The organism is Microbulbifer sp. HZ11 (assembly GCF_000708675.1).
In the GTDB taxonomy this organism is placed as follows: Bacteria; Pseudomonadota; Gammaproteobacteria; order Pseudomonadales; family Cellvibrionaceae; genus Microbulbifer.
This window is the reverse complement of the sequence record NZ_JELR01000001.1, coordinates 161,746-183,881: the sequence shown is the minus strand read 5'-3', so window position 1 is coordinate 183,881 and position 22,136 is coordinate 161,746. Positions and strand designations below refer to the sequence as shown.

Annotated in this window: 19 protein-coding genes and 1 pseudogene; 11 read left to right on the top strand and 9 right to left on the bottom strand. The window is 57.7% G+C overall.

Annotated elements, in window-relative coordinates:
• Window positions 1–43: 43 nt before the first annotated feature.
• Together tsf and rpsB are read right to left on the bottom strand one after the other, a co-directional pair.
• Window positions 44–907 carry a translation elongation factor Ts gene (gene tsf, locus AU11_RS00755; RefSeq protein WP_043315680.1) on the bottom strand — a complete coding sequence of 288 codons (864 nt, stop codon included), beginning with the start codon at window positions 905–907 and terminating at the stop codon, window positions 44–46.
• A gap of 132 nt (window positions 908–1,039) precedes the next feature.
• On the bottom strand, window positions 1,040–1,789 hold the full coding sequence (rpsB, locus tag AU11_RS00750) for a 30S ribosomal protein S2 (RefSeq protein ID WP_043315677.1): 750 nt from the start codon (window positions 1,787–1,789) through the stop codon (window positions 1,040–1,042).
• A 500-nt stretch (window positions 1,790–2,289) separates the two neighbouring features.
• Here rpsB and map point away from each other — a divergent pair, with 500 nt between their 5' ends.
• The 8 genes from map to AU11_RS00710 all read left to right on the top strand — a co-directional run bounded on the left by map (window position 2,290) and on the right by AU11_RS00710 (window position 13,041).
• The gene (gene map / locus AU11_RS00745; protein ID WP_043315676.1) at window positions 2,290–3,060 is read left to right on the top strand and encodes a type I methionyl aminopeptidase; all 771 of its coding nucleotides are present in this window, start codon (window positions 2,290–2,292) and stop codon (window positions 3,058–3,060) included.
• A 68-nt stretch (window positions 3,061–3,128) separates the two neighbouring features.
• A complete protein-coding gene (locus tag AU11_RS00740) occupies window positions 3,129–5,864 on the top strand; it encodes a [protein-PII] uridylyltransferase (protein ID WP_043315673.1) in 2,736 nt (911 codons plus the stop codon).
• A gap of 36 nt (window positions 5,865–5,900) precedes the next feature.
• Window positions 5,901–7,088, top strand: a complete 1,188-nt coding sequence (gene dapC, locus AU11_RS00735) for a succinyldiaminopimelate transaminase (protein WP_043317800.1) — start codon at window positions 5,901–5,903, stop codon at window positions 7,086–7,088.
• A gap of 53 nt (window positions 7,089–7,141) precedes the next feature.
• Entirely contained in the window at window positions 7,142–7,795 is a 654-nt protein-coding gene (nth, locus tag AU11_RS00730; RefSeq protein ID WP_043317799.1) for an endonuclease III, read from the top strand.
• A gap of 36 nt (window positions 7,796–7,831) precedes the next feature.
• Complete coding sequence (locus tag AU11_RS00725) at window positions 7,832–8,176, top strand: ArsC family reductase (RefSeq protein ID WP_043315671.1); 345 nt, start codon at window positions 7,832–7,834, stop codon at window positions 8,174–8,176.
• Window positions 8,177–8,240: 64 nt separating this feature from the next.
• Window positions 8,241–9,272: a 2,3,4,5-tetrahydropyridine-2,6-dicarboxylate N-succinyltransferase gene (gene dapD, locus AU11_RS00720; protein WP_043315669.1), complete on the top strand. Its 1,032-nt coding sequence runs from the start codon at window positions 8,241–8,243 to the stop codon at window positions 9,270–9,272.
• Window positions 9,273–9,760: 488 nt separating this feature from the next.
• Window positions 9,761–10,888 carry a succinyl-diaminopimelate desuccinylase gene (dapE, locus tag AU11_RS00715; protein ID WP_043315667.1) on the top strand — a complete coding sequence of 376 codons (1,128 nt, stop codon included), beginning with the start codon at window positions 9,761–9,763 and terminating at the stop codon, window positions 10,886–10,888.
• A 191-nt stretch (window positions 10,889–11,079) separates the two neighbouring features.
• On the top strand, window positions 11,080–13,041 hold the full coding sequence (locus tag AU11_RS00710) for a S9 family peptidase (protein ID WP_043315665.1): 1,962 nt from the start codon (window positions 11,080–11,082) through the stop codon (window positions 13,039–13,041).
• A gap of 137 nt (window positions 13,042–13,178) precedes the next feature.
• Here the strand turns inward: AU11_RS00710 and AU11_RS00705 are convergent, their stop codons facing one another.
• The 3 genes from AU11_RS00705 to AU11_RS00695 all read right to left on the bottom strand — a co-directional run bounded on the left by AU11_RS00705 (window position 13,179) and on the right by AU11_RS00695 (window position 14,926).
• Window positions 13,179–13,568: a hypothetical protein gene (locus AU11_RS00705; RefSeq protein ID WP_051686828.1), complete on the bottom strand. Its 390-nt coding sequence runs from the start codon at window positions 13,566–13,568 to the stop codon at window positions 13,179–13,181.
• 7 nt (window positions 13,569–13,575) lie between these two features.
• The gene (locus tag AU11_RS00700; protein WP_043315659.1) at window positions 13,576–14,127 is read right to left on the bottom strand and encodes a flavodoxin; all 552 of its coding nucleotides are present in this window, start codon (window positions 14,125–14,127) and stop codon (window positions 13,576–13,578) included.
• 283 nt (window positions 14,128–14,410) lie between these two features.
• Window positions 14,411–14,926, bottom strand: a complete 516-nt coding sequence (locus AU11_RS00695; protein WP_051686827.1) for a Spy/CpxP family protein refolding chaperone — start codon at window positions 14,924–14,926, stop codon at window positions 14,411–14,413.
• A gap of 270 nt (window positions 14,927–15,196) precedes the next feature.
• Here AU11_RS00695 and AU11_RS00690 point away from each other — a divergent pair, with 270 nt between their 5' ends.
• The 3 genes from AU11_RS00690 (at window position 15,197) to AU11_RS00680 (ending at window position 18,171) form a co-directional block, all read left to right on the top strand.
• A complete protein-coding gene (locus AU11_RS00690; protein WP_043315656.1) occupies window positions 15,197–15,901 on the top strand; it encodes a response regulator transcription factor in 705 nt (234 codons plus the stop codon).
• 4 nt (window positions 15,902–15,905) lie between these two features.
• Window positions 15,906–17,315: an ATP-binding protein gene (locus AU11_RS00685; protein ID WP_043315652.1), complete on the top strand. Its 1,410-nt coding sequence runs from the start codon at window positions 15,906–15,908 to the stop codon at window positions 17,313–17,315.
• A 157-nt stretch (window positions 17,316–17,472) separates the two neighbouring features.
• Window positions 17,473–18,171: an SRPBCC family protein gene (locus AU11_RS00680; RefSeq protein WP_051686826.1), complete on the top strand. Its 699-nt coding sequence runs from the start codon at window positions 17,473–17,475 to the stop codon at window positions 18,169–18,171.
• 74 nt (window positions 18,172–18,245) lie between these two features.
• Here AU11_RS00680 and rluB read toward each other — a convergent pair whose 3' ends face one another.
• The 4 genes and pseudogenes from rluB to AU11_RS00660 form a co-directional block, all read right to left on the bottom strand.
• Window positions 18,246–19,115: a 23S rRNA pseudouridine(2605) synthase RluB gene (gene rluB, locus AU11_RS00675; RefSeq protein WP_043315650.1), complete on the bottom strand. Its 870-nt coding sequence runs from the start codon at window positions 19,113–19,115 to the stop codon at window positions 18,246–18,248.
• Entirely contained in the window at window positions 19,112–20,161 is a 1,050-nt protein-coding gene (scpB, locus tag AU11_RS17940) for an SMC-Scp complex subunit ScpB (RefSeq protein WP_231491389.1), read from the bottom strand. Before scpB ends, rluB begins: the two co-directional genes overlap by 4 nt.
• 266 nt (window positions 20,162–20,427) lie before the next feature.
• Window positions 20,428–21,333, bottom strand: a pseudogene (locus AU11_RS00665) (ScpA family protein); the annotation flags it as partial.
• Between the two features lie 160 nt (window positions 21,334–21,493).
• The gene (locus AU11_RS00660; protein WP_043315648.1) at window positions 21,494–22,117 is read right to left on the bottom strand and encodes an L-threonylcarbamoyladenylate synthase; all 624 of its coding nucleotides are present in this window, start codon (window positions 22,115–22,117) and stop codon (window positions 21,494–21,496) included.
• Window positions 22,118–22,136: the final 19 nt, after the last annotated feature.

Below are 22,136 nucleotides of genomic sequence, written 5' to 3'. Positions count from 1 at the left end.
CCGCTGGCGCCGGCGACCGAATGGTCACCGGCTGATTCAGACATCAAGAGCTGGCTTTAACCTGAGCGGCCACTTCCGCTGCAAAGTCAACCTCTTCCTTCTCGATACCTTCACCCACCTCAAAACGCACGAAGCTGGCAACGTCGCCACCGGCATCTTTCACCAGCTTGCCAACGTTAACGTCCGGGTTCTTAACGAAAGGCTGTTCCACCAGGCTGTTTTCCTTCAGGAACTTCTTGATGCGGCCGCCCATCATCTTCTCAACGATCTCGGCGGGCTTGCCTTCCATATCCGGCTGCGCCTTGATGATGTCTTTTTCCTTCTCCAGCACGTCAGCCGGCATATCTTCTGGCTTAACGACCTGCGGGTTCACCGCAGTCACGTGCATAGCCACGTCCCGTGCGGTTTCAACATCACCGCCACTCAGAGCAACGATGGCAGCGATACGGTTGTTGGAGTGCACATAGGCACCAACTACCGGCGCTTCAACCAGCTGAATGCGACGAACACCGATGTTCTCACCGATTTTCTGTACCAGCGCTTCGCGCGCCTCTTCCAGCTCGCCTTCCATCAGTACAGCAACATCTTCCTGACGATCAGCAAATGCCTTGTCGACAACCTTGCCAACGAACGCTTTGAAGCCTTCGTCACGGGCAACGAAGTCGGTCTCGGAGTTCACTTCAACCAGAACACCGTAGCTGCCATCTTCAGCAACCTTGGCAGCAACAACACCGTCAGCAGCGGTACGACCAGCCTTCTTGGCCGCTTTCAGGCCGGAAGCTTTACGCAGATCTTCGATCGCTTTCTCGATGTCGCCATCTGCCTCGTTCAGTGCTTTTTTGCACTCCATCATCGGCAGGCCAGTGCGCTCACGCAGTTCTTTTACCATTGACGCGGTAATCGCCATGATTCAATCCTCGGGTTCAGATTCAAATTCTTTGTTGGATTTGAAAAAAAGGGGCCGGTTAAGTGGCCCCTTTTCCCTGCAGCGTAACCGAAAAATGTTACACCGCCAGTAGCCTGCGGCTATTACTCCGAATTAGGAGTCCGCAGCTTGCTGATCGTCTTCTGCTTCAACGTATTCGCTTTGAGCAGCAGCGCCACCAGCTTCGGCAGTGCCAGCCAGTACAGCGTCGGCTACCGCAGTGGTGTACAGCTTGATGGCACGGATCGCGTCATCGTTACCAGGGATGATGTAGTCAACACCTTCCGGGCTGCTGTTGGTATCGACGATACCGATGACAGGGATACCCAGTTTATTGGCTTCCTGGATCGCGATGCGCTCGTGCTCAACGTCGATCACGAACAGTACGTCCGGCAGACCACCCATGTCTTTGATACCACCGATGGAGCGCTCGAGCTTCTCCATGGTGCGGGTGCGCATCAGGGCTTCTTTCTTGGTCAGCTTCTCGAAGGTGCCGTCCTGAGACTGGGCTTCGAGATCGCGGAAACGCTTGATGGAAGCGCGGATGGTTTTGTAGTTGGTGAGCATACCACCCAGCCAGCGGTTGCTGACGTAGGGCTGACCTGCACGCTCGGCCTGCTCTTTGATGGACTTCTGCGCTGCGCGCTTGGTACCAACAAACAGAATCTTCTTCTTCTGGGCAGCCATACCTTTGATGACTTGCAGAGCTTCGTTGAAGGCCGGAACAGTGTGCTCCAGGTTGATGATGTGAATCTTGTTGCGAGCACCAAAGATGTATTCACCCATCTTCGGGTTCCAATAGCGAGTCTGGTGACCAAAGTGGACACCAGCCTGCAGCATATCGCGCATGCTGACTTGCGGCATAATAAACCTCAATAACAATAACGGAGGCAACCGACCGTAACTTGAAGGCCGAATGCTTCCCGGGTTTGATCCTCCATATACCCCATTCACCAATCCTCGGACTTCACCATCAGATGGGGAACCACAAAGACACCCAGGAGAATGTGCCGGTATATGTGCGGCGTTTGTTAAGTGCGGTGAAATTCACCACCCTTTGTTTAGTTTCACTTCGGGCACTGCCCAAAGCGGCGCGCTTTATACCATATTCCTCAGGAAGCGGGAAGCGTGACGGGCGCCACGAAAGCGGAATAATGGGATTTCGATAGCATGGGGACCAGCTGCGACAATCGGGTCACCTAATGCCCTGCCCCTGTAATTCCGCTACAATACCGCGCCGTTTCCGGGCCCCGCGGAACAGACTGCCAGCTCAGGGGCCGATTTACACCAAGTGTGCCGCCAGATCGCGCGCATTTACCAACGACACTCTGTCCAGAAATAGCCACGAACAGTCGGGAATATTCATGACCAACGCCGTAAAGACACCAGAACAGATCGCCAAAATGCGCACTGCCGGCCGCCTGGCCGCCGAAGTGCTGGAAATGATTGGCGAATACGTGGTTCCCGGTGTCACCACGGAAGAGCTTGACCGCCGCTGCCATGACTATATCGTCAATGTTCAGGAGGCGATCCCCGCCTGCCTGGGTTATCGCGGCTTTCCCAAATCAATCTGTACCTCGGTCAACGAGGTGATCTGCCACGGAATCCCCTCGGAATCCAAGGTGCTAAAGAAGGGTGACATCATCAATATTGACGTCACCGTTATCAAAGATGGCTGGTACGGCGACACCTCCAAAATGTATTTCGTTGGCAAGCCAGCGGCCCACGCCCAGCGCCTGGTCAAAGTGACCCAGGAATGCCTGTACAAGGCGATCGAAATCGTGCGCCCTGGCACCACCCTCGGCGACATCGGCCATGTGATCCAACAGCACGCGGAAAAGAACTATTACTCGGTGGTCAAGGACTTCTGTGGTCACGGCATTGGCGACGTTTTCCACGAGGACCCGCAAATCCTGCATTACGGTAAGCCGGGCACCGGCCAGGTTCTGGAAGAAGGCATGACCTTCACCATTGAACCGATGATCAATGCCGGCAAACCCGGCAGCCGTGTATTGCGCGATGGCTGGACCGCCGTCACCGTCGATCGCCGGCTCTCCGCCCAGTGGGAGCACACCATGGCGGTTACCAGTGACGGCGTCGAAATCCTTACCGCGCGCAAGGAAGAGTCTTTCTGATTTCAAGCCACTCCAAGACACTATTCAGCGCTCGCGCTGGCCGACAGGGTTAACCGGATTCCGCATCTATGAATTCCAAGCAGCTGGCGCAGTTACCGCATTTCGAAAAACCCCTGTTTTTCTTCGACCAGTCCCGGTTCCGGAGAGATCTGGCAGAGGGCGCCCGCCCGACCCTGGAAATCTTCAAGGATGCGGTGGGTGCCGCAGATACCCATATGGCGCGCCGCTTCAGCGAAGGTGAAGACGTCCGCACACTGGTCTATGAGCGCGCCCTGTTTGTGGATTGCCTGATGCACTATGCGTGGTACCAATTTCAGTGGCCGGACACCATCAGCCTGCTGGCGGTGGGCGGCTACGGTCGCGGCGAATTACATCCGAAATCCGATATCGACCTGCTGATTCTCACCACCGAAAAGCCCGATGAAACCGTCGTCGACAATATCGAGCGCCTGGTCGCCTTCCTGTGGGACCTGAAACTGGATATCGGCCACGCGGTACGTACCGTGGATCAGTGTGTGGAAATGGCGGAGGAAGACATCACTGTCGCCACCAACCTGATGGAATGCCGTACGGTGGTCGGCAACCCGGCCCTGTGCGAGACGCTTGCCGAACGAATGACGCCCGACAAACTGTGGCCAGCGGATGCGTTTTTCAGCGCGAAGTATGCAGAACAGGAGGCGCGCCACAGCAAACAGCAGGGTGCCGAATACAACCTGGAGCCCAATATCAAAAACGCCCCCGGCGGCCTGAGGGATATCCAGACCATTAATTGGGTGGCCAAACGCTACTTCCATGTGCGGACATTAAAACAGTTGCAGGGCAAGGGCTTCTTCACCGAGGAAGAATTTGCCATTCTCCAGTCCGGTGAAGACTTCCTGTGGCGGGTACGCTATGGCCTGCACCTGCTGGCCGGGCGCCCGGAAGAAAGACTGCTGTTCGATTACCAGCGGGAACTGGCACGGGATTTCGGCTACAAGGACAATGAGACCCACCTGGCGGTGGAACAGTTCATGCACACCTACTACCGTATCGTCATGGCGCTGCGAGAGTTGAACGATGTAATGCTGCAGTTCCTGGACGAGGTGATCCTGCAGCGTGGCAAGCACCTGCCCGTGACCCCCATCAATGAGCGTTTCCAGTTACGCGGTAACACCATTGAGGTCGCAGTCACCCGCACCTTTATCGAACACCCACCTGCCCTGCTGGAAATCTTCGTACTGATGGCCAGCAATCCGGAAATACACGGTGTCCGGGCCTCTACGATCCGGCTGTTGCGTGAGCACCGCCACTTGATCGACGATCAGTTCCGTGCCGACCCTGCCAACGCGCGGCTGTTTATGCAGTTGCTGCGCAGCCCCCGCGGCCTGTCCACTCAACTTACCCGCATGACTCGCTACGGCATCCTCGGCCGTTACCTGCCGGAATTTGGCCGCGTCACCGGGCAGATGCAACACGACCTATTCCATATCTATACCGTGGATGCGCACACCCTGCAGGTAGTGCGCAATATGCGCGGTTTTCGTAGCGAAGAGGCCTGGGAAAAATTCCCACTGGCTGCGGAAATTCTGTCACGGATGCGCAAGCCGGAACTGCTGTATATCGCCGGTCTCTACCACGATATTGCCAAGGGTCGCGGTGGCGACCACTCCAAGCTGGGCGTGATCGATGCAGACGCCTTCTGTCGACGCCACGGGCTTTCCGCCCGAGACCGCCGCCTGGTGTGCTGGCTGGTGGAAAAGCACCTGCTGATGAGTGCGGTATCGCAGAAGCAGGATATTACCGACCCCGAAGTAGTCCACGCGTTTGCCGCCGAAGTGGGCGACCGCGAACACCTGGACTACCTCTACGCCCTGACGGTGGCGGACATCAACGCCACCAATCCCGATCTGTGGAACAGCTGGCGCGCCAGCCTGATGCGCCAACTGTACCAATACACTCAGCGCGCCCTGCGCCGGGGCCTTGAGAACCCCATCGACCGCGACGAAATCTACCTGGAAACCCAGGCACAGGCGCGCAATATGCTGCGCGCTATGGGTGTACCCAGCAATGCGGTGGAAGACATCTGGTCGGAAATGGGTGAAGACTACTTTGTGCGCGAAAGTGCCGACAGCATCACCTGGCACACCGCCGCCATCTACCAGCTGCAGAAAGATCCGGCACGGGACGAGGACAGCGATTCCGTGGTGCTGACCCGCAACTCCGGCCCCGGCGAACACGATGGTGCCACCGAAGTGTTCGTCTACACCCCGGACAGACCCAACGTGTTTGCCGCAGTGGTCACCGGCCTCGATATGCTCAACCTGAACATTCACGACGCGCGCCTGTATAGCTCCGCTGGCGGTTATACCCTGGATACCTTCTACGTGCTGGATGAATCCGGCCAGCCACTCCTGGATGAGCCACACCGCCTGGAACAGATCCGCAATACCCTGCAAAAAGAACTCAAGCTGGTAGAGGATTACTCCAAGGTCATCAAGCGCCGCACTCCGCGCCGCCTGAAAATGTTTCACCTTCCCAGCCAGGCCCATATTTCCACTGAGCCCGGCGACACTTACAGTACCCTGGAAATTACCAGTGCAGACCGCCCCGGGTTACTCGCACGTATTGCGAGAATTTTCATCACCCACGATCTGCGATTGCACAATGCGAAGATTTCCACACTTGGGGAACGGGTCGAAGATATTTTCCATATTACCGACGGTGACGATCAACCGCTCACCAACGACAGCCTGATCGAACTGTTGGAACAGGCCATTTGTCAGGAACTGGACGCACACCAGGCAACGCTACCGCCGCAACCTTGAATGTCGCCGAAAAAATGCGCTAAAGCAGACAACAATATGAACCCAAATTTGCAACAGCTGCAGCCCTATCCCTTTGCCAAACTGGCAAAACTGAAAGAAGGCATCGACGCGCCGGAAGCGCTCGCACCGATCGCCCTGTCCATCGGTGAACCCAAACACACCCCGCCAGCGTTTGTGCGCGACGAGCTGATCGACAACCTGGAAAAGCTCGCCGCCTACCCGCTCACCAAAGGGCTGGACGCGCTACGTGACACCATCGCCAATTGGCTGTGTAGTCGGTTCAAGCTCTCGTCGCTGAGTCCGGAATCGGAAGTGATTCCGGTCAATGGCACTCGCGAAGCGCTGTTTGCCTTCGCACAGACCGTAGTGACGCCAGGGTCGAAGGTGGTGATGCCAAACCCCTTCTACCAGATCTACGAAGGCGCCGCGTTTCTTGCCGGCGCCACACCATTTTTTGTCAATTGCAGGGCGGAAAACGGCTTCAAGCCCGATTTTGCCTCAGTGCCGGAAAGCGTCTGGCAAGAGTGCAGCCTCCTGTATCTCTGCACCCCGGGAAACCCTACCGGCGCTCTGCTGGATACAGACGACCTGACGCAACTGATCGCGCTGGCCGACCAATACGATTTCATCATCGCCTCCGACGAGTGTTACTCGGAACTCTACTTCGATGAAGCCAATCCACCGACGGGTCTGCTACAGGCCTGCGCGGAGCTGGGGCGTGATGACTATCGCCGCTGCGTGGTATTTCATAGCCTCTCCAAGCGCTCCAATCTGCCCGGTCTGCGCTCCGGCTTTGTCGCCGGCGATGGTGAAATTCTGGAAAAATTTCTGCTGTACCGCACCTATCACGGCTGCGCCATGCCGGTACCTACCCAGTACGCGTCCATTGCGGCTTGGCAGGATGAGCAGCACGTGAAAGCTAACCGAGACCTGTACCGTCAGAAATTTGATGCCGTACTGGAAATCCTCGACGGGTGCCTCGAGGTGCAAAAGCCCGAAGCAAGTTTTTATCTGTGGCCGCGAGTGGGCGATGGCGAGACCTTTGCTCGCGAACTGTTCCGTCAGCAACACATTACTGTGCTGCCCGGCGCCTACCTGGCCCGCGAGGCCAATGGCGTAAACCCGGGCGCAGCGTATGTACGCATGGCCCTGGTCGCCACCCTGGAAGAATGTATCGAAGCAGCGAAGCGCATTCGCAGCTTCTACGGAAAGAGTCTGTCGTAGGAGCCTGCTTGCAGGCGAGCAGAATGACCGAAGAAATTACAGTGAAGAGAAACCTGCTCAAGCAGGAACGGGTAGATTACATCCTCCATCGACTGGAAGAGCTGTACCCGGAAACACCCGTGCCTCTGGATCACTTTGATGCCTACTCCCTGCTGGTGGCAGTGCTACTGTCTGCCCAATGCACCGACGAACGGGTAAACCAGATTACACCTGCACTGTGGGCACTCGCGGACAATCCCTACGACATGGCCAAGGTGCCGGTAGAGAAAATCCGCGAAGTGATCCGCCCCTGCGGCCTTTCGCCACAAAAATCCAAAGCGATCCAGAAGCTGTCCGAGATTCTGGTCAATGAATACCACGGCCAGGTACCGGAAAACATGGCTGCCCTGGAGACCCTGCCGGGTGTCGGCCACAAGACCGCAAGCGTGGTCATGGCACAGGCCTTCGGTCACCCAGCGTTTCCGGTGGACACCCACATCCACCGTCTGGCCCAACGCTGGGGGCTCACCTCCGGCAAAAATGTGGCGCAGACGGAGAAGGACTTAAAGCGGGTTTTCCCGCGGGAGAAATGGAACAAACTGCACTTGCAGATTATCTTCTACGGTCGTGAATACTGCTCCGCCCGCGGCTGCGATGGCACCGTGTGCGAGATTTGCACCACCTGCTACCCCGCGCGCAAAAATCCGAAGAAAACCAAAAAAGCCTGAGCCCACAGATTCAGGCCCGAAACAACTGGAAGATCGATGATTACCCTCTACGGCATCAAAAACTGCGACACCGTAAAAAAGGCCCGCAAGTGGCTGGAACAAAACGATGTGGAATACACCTTCCACGACTTCCGCGATGACGGCATGGACAGTGTACCGCTGACCCAGTGGCTGCAAGAGTTTGGCTGGGAGCAGGTATTGAACCGCCGTTCCACCAGTTGGCGCGCCCTGGATGAAGCGCAAAAAGACGGGATGGACAACGGCAGTGCAAAGGCGCTGGCCCTCGAGACCCCAACCCTAATCAAGCGCCCGGTGATGACCAAAGGCAACGACACCCTGTTCGGGTTCAAGGCCGATAGCTACGCCAGCTTCGTCAAATAAAGACCGGCAACTAACCCCGACAACAACACGTTAAAAAATTCAGACTCAGGAAAAGGAAACCATCATGAGCAACCTGTACAGCATTGGCTTCGGCGTCGGCACCTGCAACAGCAAGGGCGAGTGGCTGGAGGTTTACTTCCCGCAACCGCTGCTGAACCCGAGCGAAGAAGTCGCCAAGGCCGTGACCGGCACTCTCGATATCAATGGCGGCAACGTAGCCGTTGCTCTGGAAGAAGCACAATTGCAGCCGCTGGCAGACCAACTGGCCAGCGCTGGTGCCGAAGAGCAGGCAGCCATCCTGCGTCAGTTCGCCAGCAGTCAGCGCCCACTGGTGGCGGTAGTACTGCACAGTGATGACGCGCCGCAGTCTGTCCCGGAGGCTTACCTGAAGCTGCACCTGCTGTCCCACCGCCTGGTAAAACCTCACGGCACCAAGTTGGACGGTATCTTCGGCCAGTTGGCCAATGTAGCCTGGACCAACCAAGGCGCGATCGACCTGGCAGAACTGCCCCAGCGTCAGTTGGAAGCGCGCCTCAAGGGCGAACTGCTGGAAGTTTCCTGCGTGGACAAGTTCCCGAAAATGACCAACTACGTTGTGCCGACTGGCGTGCGTATTGCACACACTGCCCGCGTTCGTCTGGGTGCTTACCTGGGTGAAGGCACCACCATCATGCACGAAGGTTTCGTAAACTTTAATGCGGGCACCGAAGGCCCGGGCATGATCGAAGGTCGTATTTCTGCCGGTGTATTCGTTGGCGCCGGTTCCGATCTGGGCGGCGGCAGCTCCACCATGGGCACTCTGTCTGGCGGTGGCAATATCGTTATTTCCCTGGGCGAAGGCTGCCTGCTGGGCGCTAACTCTGGCACCGGTATTCCGCTGGGTGACCGCTGTACCGTTGAATCCGGCCTGTACATTACTTCCGGTACCAAAGTAGCCCTCCTGGATGACAAGGGAGAAGTCGCCGAATCCGTAAAAGCGCGCGACCTCGCTGGCAAGTCCGACCTGTTGTTCCGTCGCAACTCTGCCACTGGTGCGGTTGAGTGTTTGACCAACAAAAGTGCCGTAGAACTGAACGCGGAGCTACATAGCAATTAATTTGTAGCTTTCGCTTGCTGCGCTGCTACCGGGCCCACTTCAACCTCGCCCGGTGGCGGCAAAGCACCTGGTGGAAGGTTTCGGAATCGCTGTGAATACCCGCAAGCGGGGCCGGCCGCCAATCATAGATTGGCGTCGTTAGGCTGCTCGCGAAGCGTTGCTTCGCATACGTTTGCCTAACCCCTGTACGCTCCGTCGGTGCCATCCATGGCACCGACGGTTCCGAAACCTTCCACCAGGCACTTCGCCTTCAATCGAAGTTCAGTACTTCGTAGTGAATAACCGGGCAACCAGCTAAATACGTTAAGAACTGGATACTTCAATGCGCAGGCCCGGCTGGCGGGGACTCCTTGCGAGACCTTCCGCGAGAGGGACCTCGCGGAAGAGCCCCCATGGATGGGTTCACGGCGTGTCTCGCAAGGAGTCACCGCCAGCCGGGCCGCCACCAAACAGGAACAGTGCTCCCAAAACCACGGAGCCAAAAGACAATGACCCCGACAGTACAACTTACCTGCGACCTGATTAGTAAAAGATCCGTAACTCCTGAAGACGCAGGCTGTATGGAATTAATGCTCGAACGCCTGGAAAAGATCGGTTTTAAAACCGAGCACCTGCGTTTTGGCGATACCGATAACTTCTGGTCCGTGCGCGGCGAAGAAGGCCCCCTGTTTGCCTTCGCCGGCCACACCGACGTAGTGCCAACCGGCCCGGAAGCAAACTGGAAATACCCACCGTTCGAACCTCAAGTGGTCGACGGCATGCTGTATGGCCGCGGTGCAGCCGATATGAAAGGCTCGCTAGCTGCCATGGTGGTCGCCTGTGAAGAATTTGTCGCGGCACACCCAGACCACAAAGGCCGCATCGCTTTTCTGATCACCAGCGACGAAGAAGGTCCGGCCAAACACGGTACCGTGAAAGTCGTCGAGTGGCTGGAAGAGCGCAATGAAAAAATCGACTGGTGTCTGGTGGGCGAGCCGTCCAGTACTAGCCTCGCCGGCGATGTGATAAAGAATGGCCGTCGTGGCTCTCTCGGACTGGAGCTCACCGTATTCGGCATCCAGGGCCACGTCGCCTACCCGCACCTGGCTGAAAACCCCGTGCACAAACTGGCACCGGCCCTCGCCGAACTGGCTGCAGAAGAATGGGATCAGGGTAATGATTTCTTCCCGGCTACCAGCTTCCAGGTCTCCAATATCAACGGCGGCACCGGTGCCACCAACGTGATTCCTGGAGACGTGAAAGTGGTGTGCAACTGGCGCTTCTCCACGGAAACTACCGCGGAAGCACTGGAAAGCCGCGCCCGTGCCATTTTCGACAAACACGGCCTCAAATACGAAGCCAACTTTAACCTCAGCGGCCAACCCTTCCTGACCGCCGAAGGCCCGCTGGTAGAGTCTGCCCAGGCCGCCATTCGCAAAGTCACCGGGCGGGAAACCGAACTCTCCACCGCCGGCGGCACCTCTGATGGCCGCTTTATCGCACCGACAGGCGCGCAGGTGGTAGAGCTCGGCCCCGTAAATGCCACTATCCATAAAGTGGATGAATGCGTAAAAGCCGAAGATCTCGACCTGGTAAAGGATATGTACCGGGAGATACTGAAAGGCTTATTGGCGTAGCCACTCGCCACACTAAAAGCGAGACGTGCATCACTCAGATGCCGCCCGATCTGTTTTCCATTAGACTGGTGTTTTGAGGGTCGACGCTGTTCGGTCGTCAAATAATGGATACGGGCGGCCTTGTGCCCCAGGTGATGAACTGACCGGTACTCCGCCCCCCCGGAAGAATCTAAGAAGTACACGGAGTCACCATGCGTTTTATTTCCGCGTTGAGCATAGCCCTGTTGACAATGGTCAGCCCTCTTTTCGCCTCAGCCGCCACCGTTCCCCTCGAAGACCTGATCCGCCACCCGGAAGTGCACCAGGTTAAAATATCTCCCACTGGGTCTCATATGGCTGTTGCCCGTAGTTACGAGGGTGAGCGGGTTCTGGTGATAATGAGTTTATCCCCGCTGAAAATTACCGGTTCCCTGCGGTTTCGCGGTAAGGAAGAAGTCGGTGAATTTTACTGGGCGAATAACGAGCGGGTTGTTGCCGAAGTGATGAGCCGGCGCGCCGCGCTGGAATCCCCGGTCAACTATGGATCGCTGTTTGCGATCAACGCGGACGGTAGCCGCGGCAAAAACATTTTTGGCTACGCTGCCGGTGAGCAGCAATTGGGGAGTCGGATTAAAAAAGCGGAGGCCACTTACGCCCACGCAACTATTATTGACCCGCTGGTGGATGATAAAAATGAAATTCTTATCTCCACCTCTCCCTGGGCGCGAGATTTTGAAAGTCATGGCGATGTGTACCGGCTGAATATTTACACCGGGGTACGAAAAGAAGTCGTGGGCCTACCGCAAGTGGGCGGGCGGGCGTTTACTGATGGTAAGGGTAACCTGCTATTTGCCAACGGAACAAATCGCGACAACGAATACGAGCTGTACGCAAAAGCCGACAATGGCTGGACGCGGATTACCCACCCACTTCTGCGCCACGCCTACCCGGTCGGCTACGATCACGCACGCAGCTTGAGCTATCTGGTGGTGGACACCCCCAATACCACAGAAACTCTGGTGACCTGGGACGCCGAAAACAAAACCCTCGAAAAGGTACTGCAACATGATATTGCCGATATCAGCAATGTCATCCACCACCCACGTACCCGAAAACCCCTGGGCGCTTACCTCAACCCCGACTATCCCACAGCGCAGTTTTTCGATGAGGGCGAAGGCTTTGCGCCCTTCTACCGGGGCTTAAAAAAGGCGTTTGAGGGTTACCACATCGACTTCACCAGTTTTACCCGAGACGGTAAAAAGGGCGTGCTGCAGGTATCGGGTGACCGTTTGCCCAGCGATTATTTTCTCGTCGATCTGGAGTCAAAAAAGGTCGACTTCCTGCTTTCATCCGCCGACTGGCTGGACCCGCAAACCCTGAATCCGATGCGCGCAGAGTCCTTCGAAGCATCCGATGGGCTGCGAATCAGTACTTATCTCACCTTCCCCGCCGGTGGCGAAGCATCCGGCAAACTGCCCATGGTGGTGGTACCCCACGGTGGTCCCCACGCCCGCGACTTCTGGGGGTTCACCCGGGACGCTCAGATTCTTTCCCAGAATGGCTATCTGGTACTACAGGTAAACTTCCGCGGATCTACCGGCTTCGGCAACCACTTCCTTGATGCCGGTAAAAATGAATGGGGCGGTGCCATTCAGCGGGACATCGCTGAAGCCGTGCACTGGGCTGTGGACCAAGGCTACGCGGATGCCGATCGGGTGTGTATTTACGGGGCCAGCTTCGGTGGCTACTCCGCTTTAATGAACCCTATCCGCTACCCGGAACTGTACCAGTGTGCAGCGGGCTACGTGGGTGTTTACGATCTGGAGCTATTGTACAAAAAGGGCGATATTCGCCGGCGAGACCGGGGTGTCGCCTACCTCGGTGAAACCATTGGCCAGGACCCAGAAGTCATGCGCGCGAATTCCCCGCTGTATCACACGGACAAGCTGGACTTGCCGCTGTTTATCATTCACGGAGAAGAAGATGAGCGGGCGCCAGTGGCCCACGCAGAAGCGATGCTCGAAGAGCTGGAGAAAAATGGCAAGCCGGCCCAGTCCCTTATCGTCAAACACGAAGGGCACGGATTTTACAACGAAGACAATCGGCGTCTGATGTACACCCAGTTACTCAGTTTCCTGGATGCCCATATCGGAATCGGATCTGCTGAGCGGTAATATCGGCAAGAAAAGCCCGGTAAGCTCTTTATACTGTTCAATTAACGTTGCTGAGGGCGAAGGTGACGATACCGGGTGCGGTCTTGTGGACCTTCACCGCCAGGGATGGCGAGCACCAGGGGTGGGTTTACGGCCGTTTAATGCAGCCGACCGTGCCGTACCAAAGGTTCTGAGGGGGTGTGTCCGTCATAACCGTGGGCCATGACAAAGTAGTAGAGTACCTGCTCTTCCCCATCGGCTTCGGCCACCAGATCGAAAATCACTTCGTCCTTTTCACCGGGTGTCATGCGCACGGAGCTGACCAGATCAGGCTCCAGGAACACCTCACCAATCAGGCGTTTACCGCGCACCAACTGGACCAGCAGTGTGCGTGGATTTTCCTGGGTAAAACGCCAGTGGAAATCATCGTCATCGTACAGAATGGAATCCGGAGTACCGGCGCGGAGAATACAGTTACAGTGATCGGCGAGCCAGGGCCAGAAGTCCTGTAATCCCATGGAGGCAGTATGCATTTCCGTTTGCGTCATGGCCGGTTCAGTCCTCGAGTACCGCGACGCTAGCCGCACCGCCTTCCAGGCCCAGTTCCTCAGCAATCTGCTGACACCACTCATTCAGGCGTGCACAGGTCATTTCCTCCTGCTGATCCTCATCAATTGCCAGCCCCACAAACAGGTTCTGCCCGGTAATTTCCGCTTTTGACGCTTCGAACTCATATCCCGCAGTCGACCAGTGGCCGACGATGGTGGCGCCATTGGCGACGATCACATCGTGCAGCATCCCCATCGCATCGAGGAAATAGTCTCCATAGCCAAACTGGTCACCAAGACCGAATAACGCCACCGTCTTGCCGGTGAAATCGATTTCCTGCACGTCTTCCCAGAAGTCTTCCCAGTCCGACTGGATCTGGCCGAAATCCCAGGTGGGAATGCCGAAGATCAGCTGTTCGTAATCGGCAATTTCCAACTGGGTAACGTCCGCAATATCGTGGACCTCAACCCGGTGTTCTCCCAGGCGCGCGGCGATGCGCTGGGCCACACCTTCGGTGTTACCTTCGTCGCTACCGTAAAACAGGCCGATCTTGCTCACTGTATATCCTCAACTGCCAATAACTGCCCTGAGCGACACGATACTGCTGACAGAAGCCGGTCGACGCTCATGGGGCGGGCATTTTCCCAACAATGGGCGGCTTCAGCAAGGCGCATGGTAGCCAGTGTGCATAACAAAAAAGCCCCTGCGGAGCAGGGGCGTAAGGGGGTGGACCCACCGGCGGTTGGGGTGGTTGCCGGCGAGTCCGCTGCCGCAGTTGCAGCAGGATGGTGTGACTGACTGATATCACATGGGTTTGCAGGTAGCGAGGTATCAGTAGCGCTTAGTCTGCCTGTTTTTCGGCCCGACGGGCTTTGCGCTCTTCAAAGCGCGCCTTGCGTTCTGCCTTCAGCTCCTGCAGCTTGGCCTTCTGCTCATCGGTCAGGATGGATTCGAACTGCTGGCGTTTCTCATGCATACGCTGCATTTTTGCGACTTCCAGCTTGCCCAGTTGCGCACCCAGACTATCCAGTGTTGCCTGATCGGCACCGGACTCAATCGCTTCGCGCAGCTGCTTGTGCAGATCACGCATCGCCTTACGGTCCGCCTTGTGCGCCTCTTTATCCGCTTCGCGATTGGCTTTCAGCTGCGCTTTCTGACCTTCCGTAAGGTCGAGTTCTTCCGCCAGACGCTCGAACATACGCCCCTTGTGATCACCGCGATGGTGTTCGCCTTTATGGTGCCGCGGACCGTGGTCGCCGTCGGGAAAGGCCATCACCATTCCTGAGGTGGTCAGTGCGCTGCCCAGGATCAGGGTGCCAGCGAGTGCTTTCCATTTGTTCATAGTCAGATGTTTCATGTTGTAATCCTCAATTGACGCTGTGCTGTAAGGCAAACCTCCTGGCCACACTGTGTATCTTGTGTGCCGTACCGAGGGTTTGCGTGTTTCCCGAGTCGGTATGTGCATACTAGGCTCGCGCACTGTAAATAGGGGCTAATGGCGGTAAACATTTGTTAAGAACGGTAAAACCCGCAAATCCTATTCCCGATTCCCCGGGCCACTGCGCATATAATTCTTCCAACCACTGAGCAGTAACCCTGCACCACCCGGAAATGAGAGTGCTATTTCATGAGTCATATCCTGCTGGTCGACGACGACACTGAGCTGACTGAATTACTGGAAGAGTTCCTGGTAGGGGAAGGTTTTGACGTAACCGTGGCCAACGACGGCGGCCGCGGACTGGAACTGGCGCGCAGCGTGCCCTTCGACGCCCTGGTGCTGGACGTCATGCTGCCGGTACACAACGGCTTTGATGTACTGCGCAAGTTACGTGAAGACGCGGCCAACCCCGGCCATTCTCTACCAGTCGTGATGCTCACCGCCAAGGGTGACACCGTTGACCGCATCGTCGGCCTGGAAATGGGTGCCGACGACTACCTCCCCAAACCCTGTAATCCGCGGGAGCTGGCGGCGCGCCTGCGCGCCATTTTGCGCCGCGGGCGCAATGAGACAGAAACCGGCAGTGACGAGCTGGTAAATGGCCCCCTGCGCCTGCTCCCCCGCGAACACCTGTGCCAATGGAACGGTCAGGCGGTCACCCTTACCGGCGCAGAATTTTCCGTGCTCAAAGTTCTGACCGAAGGGGCCGGGCAGGTAGTGAGCAAAGAAGTACTCACCCAGCAGGCGCTCGGGCGCAAACTGATGCCCTACGATCGCTCTATCGATGTGCATGTCAGTAATATCCGCAAGAAGCTCACGGAACAGGGCGCAAGCCGGGAACTGATCATCAATATCCGCGGCGCCGGCTATATGCTGACCCGCACACAAGGCTGATGCCATGAGCAGCCTGTTTGGACGCGTTTTCTTCGGCGCATGGCTTACCGCCATCATCATGGTTTTGGCCGCGGTGTATATCACGCACATACGCGAATTCGGCGATCCAGCCCAAAGGGATCGCTGGGAAGGGCCGGAACTGTTCCGTGAGATCACTCATAACCTGCGCATGGCCCGCCGCCACGGCGTCGAGCACTTCCAGCACTGGCTCGAACAGCAGCCAAAAGATGTGCAAAAACGCGTGTACGCCATCGACGGAGCCGGCCAGGAAATTCTGCAGCGCCCTATCCCCAAAGATATGGCCCCCCTGTTCGCCGGTCTGAATTTCCGCAACCGCGAGGCACGCGGGTTGGTAGACAGGAAGCCCAGTGTGGGGTTTTTTGTCCATCAGCGCGGCGGAGAGTCCCTGCGCGTAGTGTTTATTGCCGGTAAAAGCAAAGAAGAGTTGTTGCTGCGATTTATTCTGCGCAGCTTCTGGCCAATCCTGGTGCTCACCACCCTCGCTTCCGGCCTGGCCTGCTATCTGCTGGCACGCTACCTGAGCAAGCCCCTGGACAACCTGCGCGTCGCCACCCGGCGCGTGGCTGCGGGGGATCTCAGTTATCGGGTGACGCCGACCCTGCGCGGTCACGGCCGTGAACTGGGCGAGCTAGCGGCGGACTTTGACTCCATGACGGCGCAACTTCAGGAATCCATGGCGGAGCAGCGGCGCCTGATCAAGGACGTCTCACACGAGTTGCGATCTCCCCTCGCCCGTCTGCAGGTTGCATTGGGGATCGCGCGCCAGAAACAGGTGCAGGAGCTGGACCCCGAACTCGATAAGATCGGAAAGGCGGCGGACTATCTCGAAGACATCATTGCCGACATATTGTCCCTGCCGGTGAGTGGCGACGAAGAGCGCCCGTTGGACGATGTGGTGGAAATCAACAGCCTGCTGCAGGCTCTGAGTGATGAATTGACAGATGAGGCAGACCGCAAACAAGTAGCCGTATCGCTCCGTGGTGAGGGCAGCGAGCTGCTGGTCGCCACGCGCGGCAGCTCCCTTACCGCGGCGCTGGAAAACATTCTGCGCAACGCAATCAAGTACAGTCCCGAGGGCGGGCGCGTGACGGTCACGGTGGATACGGTGGCCTCCACCGCGGTCGACCCGGCCGGGTCCACCGATGCCGGACATTGCCAGATCCTGGTCACCGACTCCGGCCGCGGCGTACCCGAATCTGAATTGGAAGCGATCTTCCGCCCGTTCTACCGCACCGACGAGGCCCGTAGCCGCGAGAGTGGCGGCTTCGGCTTGGGTCTGGCCATCGCTCAGCGTACTGTGGCCCAGCATCGCGGGCAGATTGAAGCGTTCAACGCACCCTCAGCCGGTCTCGCGGTGCGCATTACACTGCCGATACTGGACACCCAGTTTTGATTTCACGCGGGCGGATGGGGAATCAGATTCTCGTGTCCGCCCGCTGGCGAAGCTGAAATTCTCCCAGTACACTTTCCTGCAGGCTTCGCTGGCCGGTGATTCCGCAGTTCCCCAGCGCCGCTAAAGCACCGTCTTTAACCTCAAACGGGGGTCCGCCATGCGCTGGATACTGTACATCCTGCTCTTTCTCGCCCTGCTGGTACTGGCCGGTTTTCTCTTCCCGCGGGTCGCCACTACCGAGCGCAGCGTCTACATTGCCGAGCCACCGGAAGTCGTCTTTCCCTATCTGAACAACTTCCGCAACTTCAACAAGTGGTCGCCGTGGTACCAGATTGATCCGAACACCGAATACACCTACGAGGGCTTCCCCGAGGGTAATGGTGCGATCATGAACTGGAAGAGTGATAACCCAAGCGTCGGTAACGGCTCCCAGACCATTACCGCAAGTGAACCCTACTCGCGCGTGGCCACAGATCTGGATTTTGGGTCTCAGGGGCAGGCCAAAGCGGAATTCACCCTGCAGCCGCAGGGCAGCGGCACCAACGTAACCTGGTCCTTTGAGTCGGAGATGGGAGGAAGCCCCATCGCCCGCTGGATGGGACTGATGGTTTCGCGAATGGTGGGTAAGTCCTTTGAGGACGGCCTGCAGAAGCTGAAAAACCTGGTGGAATCGGAAGCCAGCGCCGGTGCCCCACCAGTTTCTGCTGATGAGGCGGTCCCCTCCGACGGAGGGAACATTGAACCAGAGGTTACCGACCCGGGGATGGAAAACCAGATTATCGAAGGAGACGAGATTGAAATACCGGATTCCGACGGTGATGCCATCGAGGACTTCGAGCAGGAAGAGCAGCCCTGAGCGGCGACTGCGGCCCTTCCGTACCGGTACAAAAAAGGCAGCCTGAAGCTGCCTTTTTTATCCGCGCCCAATACTCATTGGCTTTTGCGCTTGGGTACACGCCCGCCCGCGGGTACCGGGGATTTGCGTAACTTGCGGCGCTGCCGTTGTAACACTTCTTTCTCAGCCTGGGTAAGTGCCCGCTGCCCCAGCTTGGGCAGACCGGCGGTGACGCACAGGTCGTCGATCTCCTTCGGCTCCATTTCAATCCACTGCCCCACACGAACATGCGAGGGAATAAAAACGCTGCCGTAGCGCACGCGCTTCAGACGACTGACCCGCACACCCTGAGACTCCCAAAGACGACGAACTTCCCGATTGCGTCCCTCCATGACCACACAGTAGAACCAGCGGTTGGTTCCTTCGCCGCCACTCTCCACAATATCGGTAAAGCGGGCATCGCCATCGTCCAGTGAAACCCCTTTGATCAGGCGCTTCTTCATGTCGTCGTCCACCTGCCCCTGGATCCGAACCAGATACTCGCGATCAATCACTGAGGAGGGGTGCATGAGCTTATTCGCCAGCTCACCGCTATTGGTAAACAGCAGCAGTCCGCTGGTATTGAAATCCAGCCGCCCGACCGAGATCCAGCGCCCGGTTTTCAGACGCGGCAAGCGATCGTAGACCGTAGGGCGGCCTTCCGGGTCGTGGCGCGAGCAGATTTCGCCAGTGGGCTTGTTGTAAAGGATCACGCGCACGCGGTTTTCATCACCGCCGGTGATACGCTTACCGTCGAATTCGATCTGGTCATCTTCGCTGACCCGCTCACCCAGCCCGGCTACTTCGCCGTTAACGGTGACGCGGCCAGCCTCAATGGCACGCTCCATTTCCCGGCGCGAGCCGAGACCGGCCCTGGCCAGTACTTTTTGCAGTTTTTCGCCCAATGGCGCTGCGTCATCACTCATGGGTGGAGATTTTCCGGGGATTGCTGTTCATCTTCATCCTGTTCGTCGCGCGGCTCATCATAGTCCGCAACGTCTTCTTCACCGGCTTCCACCGGTTCATTGGTTTGCTCCACTGACAGCTCGCGCTCTTGTGCCACAGGTGCCCCTTCAGGGTAGCCCTGGTCACCGCGACCGTGCGTGGTTTCTGTCGGTAGATCGTCAGGTTCGCCTGCGACCTCGCCTTCGCCCGGCTCCGCGAATGCCTGACCGAAGTCTCGTTCAGCGTCATCCTGCTCACCCGTTAACGGTTCACCCGCCTTGGCAGCTTCGTCGAATTCGTCGCCGCTAGCCTGTTCCTGATCCGCACTCTCTGCAGCTTCGGAATTCTCACCGGCTGCTTCATCCGTCGCTTCATCGGAGTCAGGGCCTGCGCCATCTGCGTCTTCACTGCCAGCGCTTGCACTGTCTGCCGGCGCCGGCGCGCCGTCACCCAGATCCAGCGCGGCATTGAGGCTTTCGATATCGCGGATTTCCGCCAGTGTCGGCAAGTCATCCAGGCTCTTCAGATTGAAGTAGTCGAGAAATTCGCGAGTTGTGGCATAGAGCGAGGGTTTGCCGGGTACATCCCGTTGGCCAACCACTTTGATCCAACCTCGTTCCGAAAGGCTCTTCACAATATGCGAGCTCACTGCGACACCGCGAATTTCCTCGATATCACCACGGGTTATCGGCTGGCGGTAAGCAATGATCGCCAGGGTCTCCAGGGTCGCGCGGGAATATTTCTGCGGCTTTTCCTCCCACAGCTTATTCACCCATGGGGCCAGGTCTTCTGGCACCTGAAAGCGCCAGCCGCTGGCGACCTGTTTCAATTCAAAACCGCGTTCGGCGCAGCTTTCTGCGATATCTTCCAGAGCCTGCTTGAGCTCGGCTTTCTCCGGGCGCTCGCCCTCGTCAATCAACGACAGAAGCTTGTCCTCCGACAGCGGTTGCGCCGCCGCCAGCAAGGCTCCTTCGACAATCCGGCGCAGTAGTTCCGGGGCGATACTCATCGTATTGGGTTCACTCACTCTTCACTGGACTCCGGTGCCGTACGCAGGGGTAGTCCGGTACTGATTTCCTGTTCGTCCTCCCGGCCCGCGGCAAACTCGCCACCGGAGGGAGACATCTCGCTTTCCTGCGCCAGTTCATCGCCATGGGTGACGCGCATTTCATTAGCCCCGGTCACCGCAGCCCCGGTCACCGCGTCTTCGGTGTCGCTAGTATCGTCGGTGTGGCGAAACGGCTCGACTTCACCACTTTCGCCTTCGCCCACCTCTTCAGGCGCCTCCGATACTTCGCCCCGGGCGCGCACGTGGATAGGCCCGAACGCGTCGTTCTGAACCAGCTCCAGAAGGGATTCTTTCACCAGTTCCATCACCGCCAGAAAAGTCACCACGACGCCAAGGCGCCCTTCCTCCGCCCGGAAAAGGCTTACAAAGGGCACGAACTGGCGGTGTTTGATCTTGTCGAGCACCTGGGTCATGCGCTCCCGGGTGGAGAGCTTTTCTTTTTCCACCTGGTGGCTTTCAAACATGTCCGCACGACGCAGCACATCCGCCAGGGCGACCAGCACTTCCTTCAGATCAACCTCGGGTTCAGGGCGGGTCAGCTTGCGATCCGGGCCGCTGGCACTAGCCTGGTGGATATCGCGGCCCACCCGGGGCAGCTCATCCATGTCCTCCGCAGCGGTTTTAAAGCGCTCGTATTCCTGCAGGCGACGAATCAGCGCCGCACGCGGATCTTCGCCCTCTTCTTCCTCGGCCTCAGGTGGTCGCGGCAGCAACATACGGGATTTGATTTCCGCCAGCATCGCCGCCATCACCAGGTACTCGGCCGCCAATTCAAAGCGCATGGAGGTCATCATCTCCACATAGGCCATGTACTGGCGAGTGATGTCCGCCACATTGATCTCGAGAATATCCAGATTCTGCCGGCGAATCAGATAAAGCAGTAGGTCGAGGGGGCCTTCGAAGGCCTCAAGAATCACCTCAAGTGCATCCGGGGGGATATACAGATCACTGGGAAGATCGGTGAATGCCTTGCCTTCGACCATGGCAAATGGCATTTCCCCCTGACGGGGACCTGCGGGCGCCGCCACCTGGCCTTCATCCGGCGTGCTGTCGCCGTGGCTGTCTGGCTCGCTTGCAACTTCTGCCGCCTCTTCGGACGCTTCGCCAGGCTCGCTCGCAGGGGCGCGCATTTCCGTTGCAGGAAGCTCATCGACCACTGGCCCAGCCTGTGCCACGTCGGAACCGGCTGCCACGACTTCTTCTAATTCTTCACTGGACACACAATCACCGGACATCTGAGGAAATGGGCGACCCCGCGGGACACGCCAAACGCGCGATTATACATCAGCGTCAGCCGAGAATTTCATCAATTGCACCACATCCCTGACGCACCAGTACTGGCTCGTCGCCGGTGAGATCGACCACGGTTGTGGCCTCAAGGCCACAAAAACCACCATCGATCACCAGCTCCACCTGGTGCTCCAGGGTGTCACGGATATCGTATGGGTCCGTGAGCGGTTGCTCGTCGCCGGGCAGGATCAGACTGCAACTCATCAGGGGTTCACCGAGGGCACTGATAATACCCTGCACGATGGGGTTGTCCGGCACACGCAGACCGATGGTTTTGCGCTTGGCATGGGCGAGACGGCGCGGCACCTCGGAGGTCGCCGGCATGATAAATGTATAGGGGCCCGGGGTGTGGTTCTTGAGCAGGCGGAACATCTGATTGTCCACCTTGGCGTAACTGGCCAGCTCCGAGAGATCGCGGCACATCAGGGTAAAATTGTGGTTTTTATCCAACTGACGCAGGGCGCGAATACGCTCAACCGCCATTTTTTCGCCCAGCCGACAGCCGACCGCGTAGGCAGAATCAGTGGGAAATACGATGACACCGCCCGATGCGACGATATCGGCGGCCTGACTGATCAGACGCGCTTGCGGATTTTCCGGATGTATCTGGAAGAATTGCGCCACGGCTACCCCCTTGCTCAGA